Below are 20,359 nucleotides of genomic sequence, written 5' to 3'. Positions count from 1 at the left end.
TTGCCGTATCATACTCCGGTTGGGGAATTATTCCACTAGCCCGCTTTATCCAATTCTTGCTATACTGGTGGGAGTTTTGTATTCAAAAGAGTTAGAAAGTTATGATTATCGTAACGGGTGGTGCTGGCATGATTGGCAGCAATATTGTTAAGGCGCTCAATGAAGCGGGCCACAACGATATTCTAGTCGTCGACAACTTAAAAGATGGCAAGAAGTTTAAGAACCTTGTCGACCTAGATATCACAGATTACATGGATCGTGATGATTTCCTAACTCAAGTCATGGCTGGTGATGATTTCGGTCACATTGAAGCTGTTTTCCATGAAGGTGCATGCTCTGCTACCACTGAGTGGGATGGCAAATACATGATGCTCAACAACTATGAATACTCAAAAGAGCTACTTCATTACTGTGTTGAGCGTGAAATCCCTTTCTTGTATGCCTCTTCAGCGGCGACTTACGGTGAAACCGATACTTTCATTGAAGAGCGAGAGTACGAAGGTGCATTGAATGTCTACGGCTATTCAAAACAACAATTTGATAACTACGTTCGCCGCTTAACCGCGGATGCTGCAGCGCACAACGAAACGCTACCACAAATCGTAGGGTTTCGTTACTTCAATGTTTATGGTCCACGCGAGCAACACAAAGGCAGCATGGCTTCAGTCGCATTCCATCTCAACAATCAAATGAACGCCGGTGAAAACCCGAAGTTGTTTGCAGGTAGCGAAACTTTCAAACGTGATTTTGTGTATGTCGGTGATGTCGCGGCGGTCAACTTGTGGTTCTTAGAGAATGGGGTATCTGGCCTCTTTAATCTAGGTACTGGTAATGCTGAGTCGTTTGAGGAAGTCGCCAAGGCAGTTATCAAGCACCATGATAAAGGCGAAATCGAAACGATTCCTTTCCCTGACCATTTGAAAGGTGCTTACCAAGAATTCACTCAAGCAGACCTAACTAAGCTTCGCGGTACAGGTTGCGATATCGAGTTTAAAGCAGTAGCCGATGGCGTTGCTGAGTACATGAAGATCGTAAACGCTTAACGGTATATTTCAGATTAGGACCAATAATACACCCTACTTTTAGCGTGTATTATTGGGAATGTCTAACGAATATAATCATTCCCAGAGTAACCGATATAAAGTTAACTCTCTGATTTAAATAATGTAGTAAATGAATGACCACACAACGCAATGATTTTGATCCAAAAGCTTACAATCCTGAGTTTGAATGGGGGTTTCTAGCACCTAAATACTGGGGAACTTGGATTGCTGTTTTGTTATCGTCTTTAGTCTGCTTCTTACCTAATAGCATTCGTTTAGCATTAGCTAAGTTTATGGCTAAGCAAGCTGTAAAAATTAAGAATAAGGCTAACCGCCGGGCTCGAGTGAATCTTGAGATGTGTTTCCCTGAGCAATCTATCGAAGAGCGCGAAGAAACTCTCTATCAGTCATACGTTACTTCCATCTCATTTTTGATGGGATTTGCTTCACTGACACTCAAGAGTAAAACTTGGCTAGAGAATAACACTTCGATAAACGGCCTGAGTAACCTAACCGATATTACAGACAGTGGCGAAAATGTGATCTTGTTGGTTCCGCACACATGGGCTATCGATATTCCAGCGGTATTGCTGGCATCGCGCAACCTTCCGGTATCAGCCATGGCAAAAGCACAAAAAAACAAACTCAGTGACTGGCTAATGCACCGACAACGCGTGCAATACGGCGGTCGTGTTTATGATCGCAGTGGTGGTATAAAACCTTTCATCAAGTCGGTACGTGATGGGTACCTGGGTTACTACCTCCCTGATGAAGATCTTGGCCGTGAGCACAGTGTCTTCGTTGACTTCTTTGCGACACAAAAAGCGACCATCTCAGGCCTTGGCCGTCTATCTAAACTGAGCAAAGCTAAAATTGTTCCCTTGTTTGCTCAATACGATAGTAACACGGGCCAATACACCTTAGACTTTTACCCTGCTCTACCATTTCCAACAGGAAGTGAAGAACAAGATGCACGTATGATGAATCAATGTATTGAAGATTATGTGAGTAAAAAACCAGAGCAATATATGTGGATCTTAAGGCTGCTTAAGACTCGTCCTGAAAGTAATCTCAATCCTTATAAGTAAAATGAATATAAAAAAAGTCGTCGATAGTATTATTTTATTACCTATAGTTTGGGTTTTTAGTGGATTTTTAATCACTCCCAATGGAAGTAAGATTATTGTTCCAATAATCTTACTTTCTATTATTACAAGTATAATCTATTACAAAAATTATAACTTCAAAGAAAAACTAAGCCATCCTTATATTTTGGCAATAATTATAAATATATTAGTTGGTTCAACAATGTATTTAACTATTGGCTTTGGCTCTGGAGAAATAAGAAGTTATATCGCAATTTTTCTTTACCTATTATTTACTCCTAAATTCATAATTGATAAGAAAAAACTAATTGCATTAATTTCATTCGGAGCTAGTATTTCTTTTTCTATATTAGTCTATAATAAATTCGCACTTGAAGTTCCAAGAGGTATTCAGATCTTCAATCCAATACCATATGCCACCATTCTTACAATTTTTTCAATTATCTCTTTATACTTTTTATTGCATAGAATGTCATACTTACTATTTGCTTCCTATGTTTTATTATTAATAGGTATCTTTATTACTGAAACTAGAGGGGCAATAATCCCCGTATTTATAGTTTCATTTTTAATGATTACAGTTCATCTATATAAACCCAATAGATTAAAGCCTAGCCACATGGCCATTATATTAGTACCTTTTATATTAGCGATATCACTAAGCTATAAGCTAATCGAAAATAGACTTAATTCTACATTAATTGAAATTCAACAAATATCTAATGGCGATATGACTTCTTCTATTGGTCTTAGACTTCAAATGTGGAGTTCTGCAAAATATTCATTCGTAGAAAGCCCTATTTATGGCCTAGGCGATTCTCACAAAGAAGTATTAATAGACCTCAATAAAAAAGGTATTGTTGATGATAGTTTAATTACGTTTTCACCAAATCACTACCATAACCAATTCATTGATAAGCTCGTGAAAACGGGTGTCGTTGGATTAGTTAGTATGCTACTACTATTAGTAACACCATTAATAGTTGCATACAGAAACAAGAAAAAAAATAGGGGTTTAGTCTTTTACTTAACTCTACTTATAGTTCTATCATGCCTTACAGATGTGCCTTTAAATCAGCCTATAATTTTAATGCCAATTTTGCTTTTTAATTATATATTTATTAGCAATATGTGGAAATATTCAAATTATGATACTTCAAAGCCACTTCACTAGCTAAAAACTTATGAGATAAGCTTGATTTAAAACAATCAGGCCTCTCACCAACCAAGTTCATAGCATGAGCAATTGCAGATGGGTCATTATCTTTAACTACAGCTTTACTATTCACATCAACAATCTCTAATACTCCGCCACTACAGTTTGTCGTTATAATTGGTGTACCAAGAGCTATAGCCTCTATCAATACTGTTGGTAGCCCTTCAAAATCAGAGGTAAGCACTAATGCCTTTGCGTTTTTTATATAAGGATAAGGGTTATCACTAAAGCCACCAAATACGACAAAATCTTTTAGGCCCATGTTATTCACCTGAAGCTTAACGGCAGACATTCCTGAACCTCCTCCCAATAGCAAAAGTTTAGTCGAATGACTTGACAACTGACTATATGCATCTATCAATCTATCATGCCTTTTAGCTCTATTGAAACGACCTACATGAACAAAATAATCTTGAGTAATATCAATATCAGTATTTAGTTTTGACATAGCTTCTATATCACTAACCTCTATAGGGTTATATATTACTTTATTTTTTGTTTTTGTTGCGAAGTTATCTTCATACTCAAACTGTGAAGCTTTTGAAACAAATACCAAAGGGTGGTTTTTATAAATCGAGTTAATTTGACTTTTTATTTTTATTGCTTTAAGCCAATTTCTTCCTTTTAAAAATGCTGAATAATACGAACTATGGATAATATGGTGTACTCGTAAGGTACTTTTAGACATGATTTTATCTGCCAAAAGCATGTTACTCAAAACAAATGCATCTTTTGATATATTTCTTATTATGTATTGTTCTACAGATCTAGCTATATTTTTCTTGTACGATAAACGACGTAGGCCCTTTTTTGATACGTTACAGAAATCACTAACAAAATGTACTCTGTAGCCATCAATATCATGTTCAACAGCTTTATCTATAGAGACAATATGACACTCATAGCCTTGATACTTTTCCATTGCCTTGTAAAGGTTAAGCACAAACTTTTCAGCACCACCACCTTTCAAGGCTGATACTACAAAAACCATTTTTCTAACCAAAATTTACTTCCTCTAGCCTTTGCTTAACATCACTCATATTGTTACGCCATTTCAGGTATATTTCGTCTTGACGATCAGCTTCTTCATCATTAATCAGAGTTATACGATTACAAAAACTTTCGAACCCCATCCCTGCACTGGAATATATAGATACTATATTGATCTTATCCCTCTGTGAAAACAGCAACAACTCCAATGGGATTTTACTATCTATAAATGTCGCAAGGGGAAAAGTATTCCTATACTTATCTTCTCTCTCTCTAGGATGAACTTTGAATTGATATGAAATGTTATTTTGTTCCAGTTTATTTACAATCTCTTGGTACACCTTTAAATCATATCCCGTTGCACTCATATCAGCTATCGATATAGGTTGCGTAGCGATAATAACTTTAGGGAAATCTTCGAAGTTAGAACGATCAATTTTAAAAATAGGTAACAGCAGATCATTCACAACATCGGTATCCACAAAATCTATGGCTTTGACCTTGTGCTTAATGACCTTTGGAGCAGACTCCTTATTCAATAAGAATATGTTAAGGCAACGATCATCATCACCAATGTATCGGTACTGCCGGTTCCTTGAAAAGAAACGCTCTACAATATTCAATGGTGAACCACTATAGTTTGATAGTCCATCTTCGATCACCTGATATTGGTCTACTATTAGTCTCAATAATCTAGCTAATCTATTTCTATCATTAAACAAGAAGAGGTTAATGACCGTATTCCTATCAAAACCTAACTCTTCCTCAAGTACCACTTTTCTTGTTCTGCGCTTGAAATATGTATTTGAAATCAAAGCCGTTGAACATAACTTATGTATAAACCCTACCGGTCCACTATACGCTTGTCTTAACAATGCTTTTCTATTAACAAGTTTTACAGACACCGAATTAGGCAAAGCCGATAAATCAAACTGTCGTTCACCTAACCCTTGTTGGTCAAGAATCATAACAATTAGGCTCTTTTGGTCGGCATTTTTTTTTGCTCTTAAAAGGGAGAACATAAAGTGACGCAAGGTAGAGCATATATATAAATCCATCAGTCTTGACTCTTCTATTAACCGTTATTTCAGCAACTCTCGATACACATCTAGCGTTGCCTGAACACCCTGTTCTACATTAAATTTATCGATAACGCGTTGCTTTGCTGCTCTGCCGAACTGCAGACACAACTCTCGGTCGTTATAGAGCTTAAGTATGGCATCGGCAAGCTGCTGAGCGTCACCTGGAGCTACCACCAGCCCTGTTTCACCATCTGCCACTAATTCAGCGTTACCGCCAGTATCAGATACAATCGCTGGCACACCATATGAGTTCGCTTCCAAAACCGCTCGACATAAGCCTTCACGTTTAGTTGTTGGCAAAATAGTTAAATCAGAAGCGGCAGCAACCTCAGGGGCGTCTGTACGGTACCCTAAAGCATGAATTCGGTTTGGCTTACCGCTACGAGTTATCATTTCTTGTATTTTTTCAGATTTAGGATCGGCGCCTACAAGCAATACATCAAGATTGATATCTGTTGGTAAAAGACGAACTGCGTCCATTAGTACATGCAAGCCTTTTCGCGGTCTGAGGTTGGCAACCAATGATAGCTTAAAGCTATCCTTAGGAAGGTTGAGTGATGACAGATCAGCTGCCGATTTCTGATACCACGATTGATCATGCCCTTTGTACACGGTCACAGGTTTGTTTTTATCTCCCCAAACATGCTGTTTTAGATCATCTCGCACTTTATTGGCAACGCATATGATTTTATTCAACCTTGGATGAAGCATATTTATGTAGCTTGCTGGATCAAACCGACTGACATTGCCAGTTTGTCCTCGGTAAGCAATAACTTTAGCTTTGGTGCCTATAGCTGCCGTTGCCCCGTTACTGCAAGCAATATTATTAAATAGGTGAAGAATATCGATATCTTCAGAGGTAATGAGCTGTCGAATCTTTTTTATCGTAGAAGTCGATAATTTTTTATCTAACGGATCAGTTAAAACCTTAATACCCTGCTTTTCAAAATAATCTATCAACCCTGAGCCTGGATTACAAAGAACCGTCACATCTACGGCTCCAGAATGATGTAAGCCAATGATTTGAGAGGCCTCAGGTCGAATAGGGTTGATATTAGGGCGACTGTGATGGGTTACGGCGAGTAGCTTAATTTTTTTCATATTTCTCTATCACTTAATCATTGGGCAATTAGAATGCATGACTCATAGCTCCAAAGCGTTACCACCATCTCCAATAACCGAGTTTTCTTCTCAGCTTAAAATTTCGTATTAAATTTAGTGGCTTGCTTTTTAGTGAGCCTAACCCTGACTCGATGAGTTCATTAGTCGCATTAAGTACACGCTTGCTAGACTGTCCATCTTGGTCAGGATGAATAAACTCAGAATAATCCTCAACCTCTTTCATTAAAGAGTCAGGTTTGCTTAACGCATATTCTATCGCCTGCTCTACATCATTACTATTCTCAATATTGTGCAGGTGAGGCATAGGGTTCTGATTACGAAATGTTACCACTGGCTTCCTTTGAAGCAAAAACATTAGTAACACAGAAGATGTATCACACAACATTACATCAGCGGCCTGTAAAAGTGGAATCACGTTATCCGTTTCAACAAACGTTAAGTTTTCACTCTCTAATGATTTATACATATCAACAATATCAGATGACATTTTAGGGTGAAACTGTACTAACCACCGCCATTTCCCACTTTCAGACATTCGTTTTACTTCATCGTATAAGTGTGGAGCACAAGTTAGGTTACGAGAGAATGTGGAACACATCAGAACGGTTGGTCGTGAGTCGTGCTCATTTAAATATGGATTGTCACTTTGTTTAGAAAACAACGGATCTAACATAGGCCAACCTGTTTCTTTTACATCGAAAAATCCATGTTTAGTTTTTAATTTTAAAAATGGTTCAGTCGTTTGCGGCCCTTGCGTGCAATAGAGGTCAAAACTACCTCGAATCGCATAATGTTTTCCTTCTCTTTTCCCAGAATCAAAACCATGAAAGACTCCCACCTTAACCCCTGGGATAAAACTAGGAACCACATTCCCAGGAACAAAGACAGCATCTGGATTCCACTTATTTATATCGTTGATGCTATCTAGTCGAATTTCATCATCTGTTAAAAAATCTTCATCAACTTCCTTGCCCTCCAAGAACCAACGTACTTCCCCTTGGTTCTCTAAAATCACCTTCTGCAGTGGACGTAAGATAGCAAATGAATAATTTTGGGATATGTACATCAAATAACGACGGTTTTGGCAGTTCACAATATTAACCTTTAATGAGCATTCTCTAATAACTAGTGTGTGGCTACATTCTAACTTAAGATAAGAAGAATCAACGATGTTTCTTCATTTTTACCTAATTAGTGTCTCGATTTATTATGCTTATACGACTTCTCTATACTCTCATATTGTCATTAGCTTCTCCGCTACTGCTGTATGGGCTTTATAAGAACAAACCTGGAAAACCGAGTTTCGGCCAACGTTGGAAAGAGCATTTCGGCATCACACCGCCAATCAATGGTAAAAATCCTATTTGGATTCATGCCGTATCCGTAGGCGAGTCGATTGCCGCAACGCCAATCATCAAGCAATTGAAACAACAAGCACCAGATCAAGCCATCATTGTCACCACGACAACGAGTACAGGTGCTGAGCAAATAGCCAAACTTGGTGATTTGGTCGAGCATCGTTACATGCCGATTGATTTTTCTTGGTGTATTCGAGCCTTTCTTAAAGTCGTCCAACCAAAGCAAATGTTGATAATGGAAACAGAGTTGTGGCCAAACACACTGCATTGCGTTGCGAAAGCCGGAATACCGATTTCGGTACTCAACGCTCGCCTATCTGAACGATCGTGCCAGCGTTATGCTAAATTCCAATCTGTCTTTAACCTTCTAGCGAAAAACCTTTCTCAAGTGCTCTGTCAATATCCTAGTGATGCAGAACGTTTTGTAAGGCTAGGATTAGATAAAGCATCAGTGCATGTGACTGGCTCCATCAAGTTTGATATTGAGGTCTCTTCTGAGCAGGTTGAAAAAGGCAAAGCGCTACGTGAAACAATTGGCTCTGAGCGCTGTGTATGGATAGCGGCCAGCACTCACCGAGGCGAAGATGAGATTATCTTAGACGCTCATAAGCAGCTTCTAAAAGACCACCCAACTGCGTTACTCGTTATTGTTCCTCGCCATCCTGAGCGATTTAGTCAAGTCACTGAGTTGGCTAAGCAGCACCAGTTCAATACCATCACTCGAACGAGCCAACATCCCATCGCCTCTGATATTGAAGTCTATATAGCGGATACGATGGGAGAAATGTTAGTACTACTCGGTGGTGCTGATGTGTGTTTTATGGGAGGAAGCCTTGTAGGCGATAAGGTAGGTGGCCACAATCTTCTAGAACCAGCAGCTCTACAGCTACCCTTACTGAATGGCCCTAGCTACTTTAATTTTAGCGAGATCACAGACAAACTACTTGAAGCTCAAGCTGTCACTATTTGTCAAAACAGTAATGAAATTGCAGGCCAGCTAAGAGAGCTATTCTCTCAGCCTTACTTGCGTAAAAACAGAGGCTTAGCGGCTTATCAAGTGGTTGAGCAGAACCGAGGGGCGTTGGATAAAACCTTGGCATACATTCTTAATTAATGACCATTCTTAGCTAATGGCCTTCTTAGCTAGTCACCACTCTTAACTAACAGCAACTAACCTTGGTAGCCTTGCAATAACGGTTCCCAATCCTGCTCTTGCCATTGAATCTGGCGCTTGTTCACTTCTTTTAAGAACGAGCGCTTTAAGCGATTCAAGTTGCCTTCTTTCCAGTCATCACCCGCTTGCTGACCACACTTATCAAAGTCAATAATCCACACCCTTTGCGAGTCATCAAGCAGGATATTATGAATGTTGAGATCGGTATGATTAACCCCAGCATCGTGCATCTTGCGTACCTCTTGGCCAATTCGACGATAAACATCCGCATCTATCGGGCCATTGACCAAGACATCAACCAGATCTTTGGCATTGGGAATTCGTTCAGACATTAAGTCCGCTCGATAAAGTAGTCCGCTTTTAATGGCTCTAGCAGCAATGGGCTTCGGTACATTCACACCTGAGTTTGCCAATGCCTTGAGAACATTAAGCTCCATCGCACAGCGCGTGCTTTCCCAATCAGAGAAGCGATATTGGTCTTCGACTAGCTTCCCAAACAATCCGCCACGGCGATAATGGCGCAATGCGGCCTGTATTCCATCAAGCTGAATGAACCATGTGGTACCGCGTCCTTGAGCACTGCCTGAAATGGCGTCTTGTTGCTGCCAATATTCAGCCTCAAAAATCTGAGCGATATCGCCCTCTGGTACCTGAGCCAAAAGTTCAGGGTCGTACCAAATTGTTTGGTTCTTGGTGCTAATCGTTTCCATCTATGAGGCCTTTGGGTCGCTTTTCGTCATTGCTATTTTACAACTAATGCGAGTATCTGCATAATTCTGATGTTATTCACTTTTTTCGGGCACTTTATGTCACTGTTCTCAACTGCACCTCAATCTCTTTGCATACTTCGCCTCTCCGCGATTGGCGATGTTTGTCATGCTATTTCTGTGGTTCAAGCCATCCAGAAGCAGTGGCCTGAAACGAAAATCACTTGGATAACGGGCAAAATAGAAGCCATGCTGATCGGCGATCTACCCGGTATTGAGGTGATTGTTTTCGATAAGAAACAAGGCTTCAAAGGAATGCGTGAATTATGGCGTCAGCTATCTGATCGTAAATTTGATGCACTTCTGCATATGCAAGCCGCACTCAGAGCCAGCGTGCTATCTTGGGGAATAAAGGCGAAGTGCAAAGTGGGATTTGGCAAAAACCGTACTCGTGAAATGCAGTCACTCTTTACCAACCACCATCTACCTATTTCAGATAAGTTTCATGTGTTGGATAACTTTGCCGAATTTGCTCGCTACATTGGTGCCCCCTTCGATAAGCCTCAATGGGATATCCCTTTAACACCTGAAGATGAACAACTCGCAATTAGCACCATGGCAGACAAGCCGACCTTGGTTATCTCCCCAGCTGCAAGCAAAGATTCACGCAATTGGTTAACTGAGCGATATGCAGCTATTGCTGATTATGCTGTCGAACAAGGCATGCAAGTGGTGTTATGTGGTTCTCCGGCACCAAGAGAAGTTAACCTTGGTAGCGACATCGAAAAATTATGCCAGTCGCCAGTAACCAACTTGATTGGCAAAACGAACTTGAAGCAACTGACTGCCGTACTGAAACATGCAACGGTGGTATTGGCACCTGATACTGGCCCAGCCCACTTGGCAACTACGCAGTCAACGCCTGTAATCGGCTTGTACGCACACAGCGACCCTCGTAGAACAGGACCTTACAACGATCTCGATATCGTAGTGAGTGTTTATCAACAGCACGTAGAAGCACAACAAGGTAAACTAGTCGCAGACCTTCCATGGGGAACCCGTGCTAAAGGCGATGACCTGATGAAAGACATCACACTCGATATGGTAAAGCAGCAACTCGATAAGGCCTTAAACTCTAGTAAAGCACCGAATTCGAACACTACATTAAGCAAGGACAGCTAAAATGAGCACACACGTTATTTATCCAGGAACTTTTGATCCGGTGACCAATGGCCACCTTGATATCATTGTTCGTGCCGCTAGCATGTTTGACCATATCACTGTTGGAGTAGCAGCGAGCCCAAGTAAAAAAACCATGTTTGAGTTAGATGAACGTGTAGAGTTGTTACGTGATGCGGTGTCTCACTTACCTAACGTATCTGTAGAGGGATTCTCAGGGTTACTAGTCGACTTTGCTAAACAGCAGCAAGCAAACGTATTAGTACGTGGTCTAAGAACAACCATGGACTTTGAGTACGAGTTTGGTCTCACTAGCATGTATCGTAAGCTCCTACCTGGCCTTGAAAGCGTATTTCTGACCCCTTCAGAAGAGTATGCTTTCCTCTCTTCAACCATTGTTCGTGAAGTCGCTATACACGGAGGGGATATTAGCCAGTTTGTACCACAAAAGGTGGCAGCCGAGATAAAGCTGAAGACTGCCAAGTAATTCTCTTTACCCACACCGAAAAAAATAGCGCTCATTGAGCGCTATTTTTATAAGAGAAACTAACTCTTATAGTGAGTAGTAAGCTTTATACCAATCCGCAAAAGCTTTCGCGCCTTCTTGGATCTTCACTTGAGGTTTATAGCCAACCGCTTCAAACAAATCTTCCGTATCAGCGTAAGTCGCGTACACATCACCTGGTTGCATTGGCATGAAGTTCTTTTTCGCTTCAACACCTAGAGCACCTTCTAATGCTTCGATGTAGTCCATTAATTTAACCGGGCTGCCATGACCGATGTTAAACACGCGATACGGAGCAGAACTGGTTGCTGGTGACCCTTGCTCAACGGTCCAATCTGGTTGCTTGGCTGGTATACGATCTTGAACACGAATAATACCTTCAACGATATCATCGATATAAGTGAAGTCACGCATCATGTCGCCGTTGTTATAAATGTCGATTTCTTTGCCCGCTACGATTAGATTCGCAAACTTGAACATCGCCATATCAGGGCGACTCCAAGGGCCGTAAACCGTAAAGAAGCGAAGACCTGTCGTTGGTACGTCGTATAAATGAGAATAGGTATGCGCCATCAACTCATTCGACTTCTTAGTCGCGGCGTACAGTGAAATCGGGTGATCAACACTGTCTGCTGTATGGAATGGCATTTTTTGATTCAAGCCATAAACGGAACTCGATGAAGCATAAACGAGGTGTTCAACCTTATTATGGCGACAGCCTTCAAGAATAGCTAAGTGACCGACAAGGTTGCTATCGGCATACGCCATTGGGTTATCAATTGAGTAACGAACGCCAGCTTGCGCCGCTAAGTGAATCACGCGGTCAAACTTTTGCTGTGCGAAAAGCTCAGCGATACCTTCTCTATCAGCGAGATCCAGCTCGATAAAGGTCAGGTTTTCATGTTCGATACGTTTAAGGCGGTCATGCTTTAAAGAGACTTGGTAGTAGTCATTTAGGTTATCGATACCAACAACCTCATGCCCTGCCGCACATAGTCGCTCTGACACTGCAGAGCCAATAAAACCAGCAACGCCAGTTACTAAATATTTCATTCTACTATTCTCAATTCATATAATTAGTACAATTGTAGCCACTCGCTAGCCTATCGACTAGCAATAAAAAGTGAACACGAGTTCAGATTTTCTATACTTGGCACTCTTCGCAATAAAACGTATTGCGCTGTCCGATTTTTAGCTCTTGAATCAATGCTTCGCAGCTTGGACACTTTTCACCTGCTTTACCATACACTTGCAGCTCTTGTGCGAAGTAGCCTGGTTTACCATCAGCCTGAGAAAAATCTTTCAGCGTAGTACCACCTTGCTTGATAGCCGTTGCGAGTACTTGTTTAATCTCATCGGTTAACAAGATCCATTCGGCTTTGGTCACTTTGTTTGCCGATCGTAACGGGTGGATTTTTGCAGAGAACAAGGCTTCGTTAGCGTAGATATTCCCGACACCGACCACTACTTTGTTGTCCATGATGAACTGCTTGACGGCCACTTTACGCTTTTCTGCTTTCTCAGCAATGTAGTCAGCGTTGAAGTCATCGGTTAGTGGTTCAGGGCCAGAACCGAGTAACACAGGGTGTGTTTCGTCGGGAGCAGACCACAGCCAAGCGCCAAAACGACGTGGATCGTTGTAGCGTAGTACTTTTCCATTAGTGAGCTTAAGATCCACGTGATCGTGCTTTGCTGCTGGGAAGTCAGCATCTAATACGCGTAGTGAGCCAGACATACCAAGGTGAACAATGGCAGTGCCAGTATCCGTTTCAATCAATAGGTACTTTGCACGGCGCGAGATAGAGCGAATCACCTGCCCTTCTAATGCTTTTAACTCTTGTGGGATATCCCAACGCAGCTTAGGCGTGCGAAAAGTAAGGGTTTTAATGGTCTCGCCAACTAAATGAGGCGAGATCCCCATACGGCTTACTTCGACTTCGGGTAATTCAGGCATAGTTAGTCGTCCGATTTAGAGGAGTGGTTAGCGTTAAAGCTTGGAAACAGGTAGCTCTCTTCAATAGACACCGCCAACCACTGATCATTCCAGTTTTTTAACAACCAGAACTCAGGCAATTGATAATAGGTAATACGCTGGGGCTCTTCTTGGTCTTGATACCATACTTCGATGGTGTGTGGTGTATTTAACCGAGGCGTAAGGTCTGTGTAGGTCTGTGAGTCGACTTCCGTGCCCACAAGCTCTTTCCAACGTTGTGACAACTCTTGTGCATTGGTGGTTTGAGGGAAGTCTGTACCTTTAAACTGGTAAACCCATTGATTGTCTTGTTGAATGACAGACCACTCAGCAAAGTGCAGCGCTTGAAGCTCTGCCGCTGGATTCAGGAGATAAGGATAAGGGCTATCAACCTGCGGTTCAGGTTCGATAAGGTACGCTTTGATCAATGTTGGAAGGTTTAACACGCCAATAAAAGCGATCACACTGAACATGAGTATGTTGTTCCACCGGCGTCCACGATATCTCATCTGATTCTGCTCATCTAACCTATTGAACATTCAGTATATCGTGAAAGTGGCAATACTTTCTATGTTGTGCAGTTTTCTATCGATCAGACGCTATATCAAGCAAGAACAATTGAGTTACTCAAATTTTAGATATAAAAAAACCCAGCGATTAAACTGGGTTTTTCAATTCTTTCTTCTACTGAAGAAGAGCAAAAAAAGCATCAATTACTTGATTTTAGCTTCTTTGTACATAACGTGTTGGCGAACTACTGGATCAAACTTTTTGATCTCAAATTTGCCTGGCATGTTACGCTTGTTCTTATCAGTTGTGTAGAAGTGACCAGTACCTGCAGAAGATACTAGACGAATTTTCTCACGAATGCCTTTAGCCATTGCTTAATTCCTCTTAAACGTTTTCGCCACGTGCACGGATATCAACAAGAACAGCATCGATGCCTTTCTTATCAATGATACGCATGCCTTTAGCAGTTAGACGTAGTTTAACAAAACGTTTTTCGCTCTCTACCCAGAAACGATGAGTTTGTAGGTTCGGCAGAAAACGGCGCTTAGTAGCATTGCGTGCGTGTGAACGGTTGTTACCCGTTACTGGACGCTTACCAGTTACTTGGCATACTCGGGACATGAATGTCTTCTCCAATCGTTTCAGCTCGATATCAACCTTGGTGGCCGAACCTCTCTATCAATTAAAATAGAAGGTAAAAACCGTTATGGAAAATCCATACAAGGCTATCAAAGGTCGCGCATTATACTAACTTGACACGCATTGCTCAAGACCCGAACAGATCCTTTTTACGGATTTCGTGATCTTTTTTTGTGCAGCGCAGCTTGCTTGAGTAATCAGAGCTGATTTTAGGTCTAAAAATGTGGGCGGAATAATAGCAGATTTAACGCAACTAACAACCTAAAATGTGATTCAAATCCATCCACGTTCTGCAAAAGAGACAACTTCGCCATCTCCAACCACAAAATGGTCGAGTATTCGTATGTCCACCAGCGCCAGTGCATCGGTTAATCGACGTGTAATCCGCCTATCGGCTTGGCTTGGTTCTGCAACACCCGAAGGATGGTTGTGAGCCAAAATTAATGCCGCCGCATTGTGATGAAGTGACCGTTTAACCACTTCCCTCGGGTAAACCGATGCGGCATCGATGGTTCCTTCAAACATCACCTCGCCCTTTATTACCCTATTTTGGTTATCGAGGAACAATATATAGAAGGCTTCTCGCTGGCGATCGCGCAACATGCTCGAGAGATAAAGCTTAGTATGGCTAGGGCTCGTGAGCGCATCTCCACGAGATAACGTCTCTGCTAGATAGCGCTGCGTCATCTCTAACACAGCCTGTAATTGAACATACTTGGCCTGCCCCATCCCTTTATGAGCACAAAACTCTTCCTGTGTTGCTGAAAAAAGATGACGGAGTGAGCCAAAGTCTTTGATCAACTTGTCAGCGAGTTCCAAGACGTTCATTCCTTGTGTCCCTGTTCGCAGGAATATCGCGAGCAGTTCAGCATCACTCAAAGAATCAGGCCCTCTATTTAACAACTTTTCTCTCGGCATCGATTCGGCAGGTATTTTATCTATTGGCATATAAAGACAATCATTGGTCATGAACACAACCCATCACCTTAATGAGATCGTAATCAGAGATCCTTCGATAGAGATCAAAGGAAACGAGACACTAACAAAATCGTGTAATTGATAAGTTTGATAACACCAACTTGATGAGCGTCAACTCTGTTCGAGTTCTGCTTCTAGGCACTTATCCTTTGTTCTGATATCGTAAGTCGCAGAGAAATTAAGGAACAGAATCATGCAAACATTGGTTAATCAACTGGATAACGCTGACCTACAAGGCCTGGCTGGGAAAAAAATCCTACTTGGCATTAGTGGTGGTATCGCTGCGTATAAATGTGCCGAACTGACTCGACGCTTAATTGAACGTGGAGCACAAGTACAAGTCGTGATGACGAATGCAGCCAAGGAGTTCATTACTCCTCTCACCATGCAAGCCGTCTCTGGAAGGCCAGTGTCTGATAGTTTGCTTGATCCTGCTGCTGAGGCTTCCATGGGGCACATTGAGCTCGCAAAATGGGCTGATTTGGTATTACTAGCGCCAGCAACCGCAGACCTGATTGCTCGTATGACAGCGGGCATGGGTAACGACCTACTGACCACTTTGGTTTTAGCAACCGATGCGCCAGTTGCGGTATCTCCGGCAATGAACCAACAAATGTACAGCCACCCTGCGACTCAAGAGAACATTGCGACACTAAAACGTCGTGGTTGTGAAGTTTGGGGGCCAGCGGCTGGCGAGCAAGCGTGTGGTGATGTCGGTATGGGTCGTATGTTAGAGCCAATGCAGCTCGTGCATCGCTGTGAAGACTTCTTCCAACCTAAGCCACTTGCTGGCCGTTCTGTGCTTATTACTGCAGGCCCGACTCGTGAAGCGATTGACCCGGTGCGTTACATTACCAACCACAGCTCGGGCAAGATGGGCTATGCACTGGCTGAAGCAGCCGCGAAACAAGGCGCAACAGTGACTCTAATCAGCGGCCCTGTTTCATTAGCAACGCCAAATAAAGTTAATCGTATTGATGTCGACAGCGCACAACAGATGTTTGATGCCGTTACTGCTAACGCTTCTCAACACGATATTTTCATCAGCTGCGCCGCAGTTGCCGATTACCGCCCTGAGACCATTGCAGACCAAAAGCTTAAAAAGGTCGACGGTAAAGACGACATGACCATTCAAATGGTTAAAAACCCAGATATTGTCGCTTCTGTCGCTTCAATGACCGAAGGTCGCCCATTTACTGTCGGCTTCGCAGCAGAAACTCAAGATGTTGAGAAGTACGCACGCGGTAAACTGGAAAGAAAGAACCTCGATATGATCTGCGCCAACGACGTCTCAGTTGAAGGCCAAGGCTTCAATAGCAGTAGCAATGAGCTGCACCTTTATTGGAAAGGCGGCGATAAATCTCTGCCACTGGAAAGCAAAGACACACTTGGTTTCCAGATCCTCGATCAGATCCAACAGCTTATTAATGTATAAACGCACAAATTTGCTCTGATAATCTGCTGACACCTCTCGATTCTGTTGACCTAGGGCTTACAAAACTAGGAAACAGAATTGAATGGTGTTTATAATCCTTCTTCACTCAATCCTCATCTTTAGGAAAGGAAGTAAATAGATGGCTGGTACTCGAAAATCAAACCGTCGTGAAGAAATCCTACAAGCTCTCGCACAAATGTTGGAATCGACCGAAGGTGCTTCTCGTATCACAACGGTAAAGTTGGCCAAGCAAGTGGGTGTTTCTGAAGCTGCGTTATACCGCCACTTCCCAAGCAAAGCCCGCATGTTTGAAGGCCTGATCGAGTTCATTGAAGAAGCGTTGATGTCTCGAATCAACCGTATTCTGGATGAAGAGAAAGACACGCTAGAGCGCATACGCCTAGTACTACAACTTATCTTAGTTTTCTCAGAACGTAACCCAGGCCTGACTCGAATTTTATCTGGTCATGCTCTAATGTTTGAAAATGAACGCCTGCGTGATCGCATCAACCAACTTTTCGAACGCATTGAGACGCAACTTCGCCAGATCCTGCGTGAAAGAAAGCTTCGTGAAGGGAAATCATTCCCGGTTGATGAGAAAATCTTAGCCGCTCAACTGCTCGGTCAAGTTGAAGGCAGCTTGAATCGATTTGTTCGCTCAGACTTCAAATATCAACCAACAGAAAACTTTGATGCTTATTGGGCACTGCTAAGCGCTCAGATTAAGTAGCAATCAAATTAAGTGGCAATCAAATCTTAAGTGATGGTTATGACGACGAAAACTTCTTCAGCAAACGGCACAGCACAACACGTGATTACTAAGCCGCCTTTTACTCTAGCTCTACTTCACCCTAAATATTGGGGTGTATGGTTTGGTTTTGGGTTATTGGCGCTTATTGTTAACGTTCTCCCTTATCGCCTCTTACTGCTGTTAGGCCGATCGTTAGGCTCTTTGGGTGCTCGCTATGGTAAAAAGCGCGTCGCGGTAGCAACACGTAACTTGGAGCTCGCCTTCCCAGACAAGCCAGCAGATGAAGTCGCGGCAATGGTCAGTGAGAACTTTAAGAACACAGGTATGGCACTCATCGAAACCGGCATTACCTGGTTTTGGCCTACGTGGCGCTTCAAGCGCATCCTAGTAGATAAAGACACCCAAACACTGCGTACGCACAAAGCTAACGATAAAGGTGTTCTTCTATGCTGTGTGCATGCCTTAAACCTAGAGATCACTGCGCGAGCAATGGCTGTTCTCGGTATTTCAGGTTTAGGTGTTTATCGCCCGCACAACAATCCGGCTTATGAATTCATTCAATACCGTGGTCGTACTCAAAACGGCAACCGCCTGATTCACCGTAAAGACGTGAAGCGTATGATTCGAATCCTGCGTCAGGGTGAGATCCTTTTCTACCTACCGGATCATGATTACGGTCGTAACAAGTCTGTGTTTGTGCCTTTCTTCGCTGTAGAAGATGCATGTACTACAACAGGCACTAGTATTCTGGCTTATACGAGCCGATGCGCACTTGTTCCGGGTTCTGGTTTTAGAAATGCCGATGGCAAGTATGAGATCATGGCCGATGAATCGATCGAAGATGACTATCCACAGAAAGATGAGAAAGCGGCTGCCGCCTACATGAACCGCTACCTTGAGAAGATTATCTTAAGAGCACCAGAACAGTGGATGTGGCTGCACAAGCGCTTTAAGACCATGGAAGACCCAGAAGTGGAGCGCGGCATTCGTTATAAATAATGAATACTGAATACTGAACCAAAAGAAAAGGGGCTGATGAATCATCAGCCCCTTGTGCATTCTATAGTCTAATTACGAGTAGTATTAGATGCCGTATTGAGCGCGGTACGCTTTTACTGACTCTAGATGTGCTGCGTCTGTGCCTTTCTCTTCAAGGAAAGTCACCAAGTCAGTCAGGCTAACGATTGAGATAATCGCACAACCGAAGTCACGCTCAACTTCTTGAATCGCAGACAGTTCGCCTTTGCCCTTCTCTTGACGGTCGATAGCAACAAGCACGCCCGCTAAATCAGCGCCATTTGCTTGGATGATTTCCATCGACTCACGAATCGCAGTACCTGCAGTGATCACGTCGTCCACTAACATGATGCGACCTTCAAGCGCGCTACCGACAAGGTTGCCACCTTCACCGTGGTTTTTCGCTTCTTTACGGTTGAAGCAGTAAGGCGTGTCTACATCGTGGTGATCCGCTAGTGCAACCGCTGTCGTCGTTGCAATTGGGATACCTTTGTATGCAGGACCAAATAGTACATCAAACTCAATGCCAGAATCAGCCAATGCTGCTGCGTAGAAGCGACCTAAGCGCGCTAGGTCACGACCTGTATTAAACAATCCAGCATTGAAGAAGTAAGGGCTCTTGCGGCCAGACTTTAAAGTAAACTCACCAAACTTAAGTACTTCTTTCTCTAGTGCAAATTCAATAAATTCACGTTGATATGCTTTCATGTTTTTCCTCTACGTTTATTCAATAAAACTTAACTTACGCTCTGCACTACTCTTTCGAGTTTTACAGACAAAAAAATAGCCCCCAATGTGGGAGCTATTAAAAATGATTAGTCGGCCAACGCAGCTTTCTGCGCTTCGACGATATCAGCAATGCCCTTATTCGCCAGGGCTAAAAGCTGCATCAACTCTTCGTGGCTGAACGGTTCGCCTTCTGCGGTACCTTGAATCTCAATCATCTTACCGTCTTCCGTCATTACAACGTTCATGTCGGTATCGGCTGCTGAGTCTTCAACGTACTCAAGGTCACACAGTGCTTGTGCACCAACGATGCCCACTGAAACTGCCGCTACGTGGCCTTTCATTGGGTTCTTTTTCAGTTTGCCGCTTGCTAGTAGGCTGTTGATAGCATCAGCCATTGCAACGCTTGCACCTGAGATAGAAGCAGTACGAGTACCGCCGTCTGCTTGGATAACATCACAATCGACAGTGATCATAATTTCACCCATTACTTTCAGGTCAACAACAGCACGTAGGCTACGAGCGATCAGACGTTGGATTTCCATCGTACGACCACCTTGCTTGCCGCTCGCCGCTTCACGACGGTTACGAGTGTGCGTTGCACGTGGCAGCATGCCGTATTCAGCCGTTACCCAACCCTTTCCTTGGCCTTTTAACCAACGCGGTACGTTTTCTTCTACCGTCGCATTACATAGAACTTTAGTGTTGCCGAACTCAACTAATACAGAACCTTCAGCATAAGCTGTGTAGTTACGAGTAATTTTAATTGGACGAATTTGATCTACAGCGCGGTCATTTGGACGCATTGGTATCTACCTTATTAACAGTCTGAAGTGATTTACTATCGAA

The 20,359-nt window shown here is 42.6% G+C and carries 22 protein-coding genes; 9 read left to right on the top strand and 13 right to left on the bottom strand.

Annotated features, from left to right (window positions below; genetic code table 11):
* Nucleotides 1-101: 101 nt before the first annotated feature.
* From rfaD to AB4133_RS19730, 3 genes are all read left to right on the top strand, one after another.
* Complete coding sequence (gene rfaD, locus AB4133_RS19740; RefSeq protein WP_372225457.1) at nucleotides 102-1,043, top strand: ADP-glyceromanno-heptose 6-epimerase; 942 nt, start codon at nucleotides 102-104, stop codon at nucleotides 1,041-1,043.
* A gap of 134 nt (nucleotides 1,044-1,177) precedes the next feature.
* Complete coding sequence (gene lpxM / locus AB4133_RS19735; RefSeq protein WP_372225455.1) at nucleotides 1,178-2,131, top strand: lauroyl-Kdo(2)-lipid IV(A) myristoyltransferase; 954 nt, start codon at nucleotides 1,178-1,180, stop codon at nucleotides 2,129-2,131.
* 1 nt (nucleotide 2,132) lies between these two features.
* Nucleotides 2,133-3,323, top strand: a complete 1,191-nt coding sequence (locus AB4133_RS19730) for an O-antigen ligase family protein (RefSeq protein WP_372225453.1) — start codon at nucleotides 2,133-2,135, stop codon at nucleotides 3,321-3,323.
* Here the strand turns inward: AB4133_RS19730 and AB4133_RS19725 are convergent.
* The 4 genes from AB4133_RS19725 to AB4133_RS19710 are packed head-to-tail and all read right to left on the bottom strand — an operon-like array spanning nucleotide 3,271 to nucleotide 7,652.
* Nucleotides 3,271-4,368 carry a glycosyltransferase gene (locus AB4133_RS19725; protein WP_372225452.1) on the bottom strand — a complete coding sequence of 366 codons (1,098 nt, stop codon included), beginning with the start codon at nucleotides 4,366-4,368 and terminating at the stop codon, nucleotides 3,271-3,273. The two genes, AB4133_RS19730 and AB4133_RS19725, sit on opposite strands and share 53 nt — an antisense overlap.
* Nucleotides 4,361-5,413, bottom strand: a complete 1,053-nt coding sequence (locus AB4133_RS19720; RefSeq protein WP_372225450.1) for a glycosyltransferase family 52 — start codon at nucleotides 5,411-5,413, stop codon at nucleotides 4,361-4,363. Before AB4133_RS19720 ends, AB4133_RS19725 begins: the two co-directional genes overlap by 8 nt.
* Nucleotides 5,414-5,437: 24 nt before the next feature.
* Nucleotides 5,438-6,538, bottom strand: a complete 1,101-nt coding sequence (locus AB4133_RS19715) for a glycosyltransferase (protein WP_161679396.1) — start codon at nucleotides 6,536-6,538, stop codon at nucleotides 5,438-5,440.
* Nucleotides 6,539-6,596: 58 nt separating this feature from the next.
* Nucleotides 6,597-7,652, bottom strand: a complete 1,056-nt coding sequence (locus AB4133_RS19710; protein ID WP_372225448.1) for a CDP-glycerol glycerophosphotransferase family protein — start codon at nucleotides 7,650-7,652, stop codon at nucleotides 6,597-6,599.
* A gap of 116 nt (nucleotides 7,653-7,768) precedes the next feature.
* On the opposite strand from AB4133_RS19710, the gene waaA reads away from it, so the two are divergent.
* Nucleotides 7,769-9,031: a lipid IV(A) 3-deoxy-D-manno-octulosonic acid transferase gene (gene waaA / locus AB4133_RS19705; RefSeq protein WP_372225447.1), complete on the top strand. Its 1,263-nt coding sequence runs from the start codon at nucleotides 7,769-7,771 to the stop codon at nucleotides 9,029-9,031.
* 56 nt (nucleotides 9,032-9,087) lie between these two features.
* Here waaA and AB4133_RS19700 read toward each other — a convergent pair whose 3' ends face one another.
* Complete coding sequence (locus AB4133_RS19700; protein ID WP_372225445.1) at nucleotides 9,088-9,801, bottom strand: 3-deoxy-D-manno-octulosonic acid kinase; 714 nt, start codon at nucleotides 9,799-9,801, stop codon at nucleotides 9,088-9,090.
* A 96-nt stretch (nucleotides 9,802-9,897) separates the two neighbouring features.
* On the opposite strand from AB4133_RS19700, the gene AB4133_RS19695 reads away from it, so the two are divergent.
* Both AB4133_RS19695 and coaD read left to right on the top strand, forming a co-directional pair.
* On the top strand, nucleotides 9,898-10,980 hold the full coding sequence (locus AB4133_RS19695; protein ID WP_372225442.1) for a glycosyltransferase family 9 protein: 1,083 nt from the start codon (nucleotides 9,898-9,900) through the stop codon (nucleotides 10,978-10,980).
* 1 nt (nucleotide 10,981) lies between these two features.
* A complete protein-coding gene (gene coaD, locus AB4133_RS19690; protein ID WP_010433787.1) occupies nucleotides 10,982-11,464 on the top strand; it encodes a pantetheine-phosphate adenylyltransferase in 483 nt (160 codons plus the stop codon).
* Nucleotides 11,465-11,530: 66 nt separating this feature from the next.
* Here coaD and AB4133_RS19685 read toward each other — a convergent pair whose 3' ends face one another.
* The 6 genes from AB4133_RS19685 to radC form a co-directional block, all read right to left on the bottom strand.
* On the bottom strand, nucleotides 11,531-12,535 hold the full coding sequence (locus AB4133_RS19685) for an NAD-dependent epimerase (protein ID WP_372225440.1): 1,005 nt from the start codon (nucleotides 12,533-12,535) through the stop codon (nucleotides 11,531-11,533).
* A gap of 91 nt (nucleotides 12,536-12,626) precedes the next feature.
* A complete protein-coding gene (gene mutM / locus AB4133_RS19680) occupies nucleotides 12,627-13,436 on the bottom strand; it encodes a bifunctional DNA-formamidopyrimidine glycosylase/DNA-(apurinic or apyrimidinic site) lyase (protein ID WP_171732284.1) in 810 nt (269 codons plus the stop codon).
* Nucleotides 13,437-13,438: 2 nt separating this feature from the next.
* Nucleotides 13,439-13,963, bottom strand: coding sequence for a hypothetical protein (locus AB4133_RS19675; RefSeq protein WP_372225438.1), 525 nt, complete (start codon nucleotides 13,961-13,963; stop codon nucleotides 13,439-13,441).
* 204 nt (nucleotides 13,964-14,167) lie between these two features.
* A complete protein-coding gene (gene rpmG / locus AB4133_RS19670; protein WP_002535344.1) occupies nucleotides 14,168-14,335 on the bottom strand; it encodes a 50S ribosomal protein L33 in 168 nt (55 codons plus the stop codon).
* A 13-nt stretch (nucleotides 14,336-14,348) separates the two neighbouring features.
* On the bottom strand, nucleotides 14,349-14,585 hold the full coding sequence (gene rpmB, locus AB4133_RS19665) for a 50S ribosomal protein L28 (protein ID WP_004728407.1): 237 nt from the start codon (nucleotides 14,583-14,585) through the stop codon (nucleotides 14,349-14,351).
* 291 nt (nucleotides 14,586-14,876) lie between these two features.
* The gene (gene radC, locus AB4133_RS19660; protein ID WP_371714015.1) at nucleotides 14,877-15,551 is read right to left on the bottom strand and encodes a DNA repair protein RadC; all 675 of its coding nucleotides are present in this window, start codon (nucleotides 15,549-15,551) and stop codon (nucleotides 14,877-14,879) included.
* Nucleotides 15,552-15,774: 223 nt separating this feature from the next.
* On the opposite strand from radC, the gene coaBC reads away from it, so the two are divergent.
* From coaBC to lpxL, 3 genes are all read left to right on the top strand, one after another.
* Complete coding sequence (gene coaBC / locus AB4133_RS19655; RefSeq protein WP_065584549.1) at nucleotides 15,775-17,016, top strand: bifunctional phosphopantothenoylcysteine decarboxylase/phosphopantothenate--cysteine ligase CoaBC; 1,242 nt, start codon at nucleotides 15,775-15,777, stop codon at nucleotides 17,014-17,016.
* 139 nt (nucleotides 17,017-17,155) lie between these two features.
* Entirely contained in the window at nucleotides 17,156-17,746 is a 591-nt protein-coding gene (gene slmA / locus AB4133_RS19650) for a nucleoid occlusion factor SlmA (RefSeq protein WP_004741428.1), read from the top strand.
* 39 nt (nucleotides 17,747-17,785) lie between these two features.
* Complete coding sequence (lpxL, locus tag AB4133_RS19645) at nucleotides 17,786-18,766, top strand: LpxL/LpxP family Kdo(2)-lipid IV(A) lauroyl/palmitoleoyl acyltransferase (RefSeq protein WP_372225436.1); 981 nt, start codon at nucleotides 17,786-17,788, stop codon at nucleotides 18,764-18,766.
* A gap of 84 nt (nucleotides 18,767-18,850) precedes the next feature.
* On the opposite strand, the gene pyrE is transcribed toward lpxL, so the two are convergent.
* Both pyrE and rph read right to left on the bottom strand, forming a co-directional pair.
* Nucleotides 18,851-19,492 (bottom strand): orotate phosphoribosyltransferase, encoded by a 642-nt coding sequence (gene pyrE, locus AB4133_RS19640; protein WP_017059267.1) that lies wholly within the window; start codon nucleotides 19,490-19,492, stop codon nucleotides 18,851-18,853.
* Between the two features lie 107 nt (nucleotides 19,493-19,599).
* Nucleotides 19,600-20,316, bottom strand: coding sequence for a ribonuclease PH (rph, locus tag AB4133_RS19635; protein ID WP_009847983.1), 717 nt, complete (start codon nucleotides 20,314-20,316; stop codon nucleotides 19,600-19,602).
* Nucleotides 20,317-20,359: the final 43 nt, after the last annotated feature.

Source organism: Vibrio sp. 10N.286.52.F8 (genome assembly GCF_041468745.1).
Lineage (GTDB): Bacteria > Pseudomonadota > Gammaproteobacteria > Enterobacterales > Vibrionaceae > Vibrio > Vibrio crassostreae_C.
Note: the sequence above shows the minus strand (reverse complement) of the source record. Positions and strands in the feature narration are given on the sequence as shown.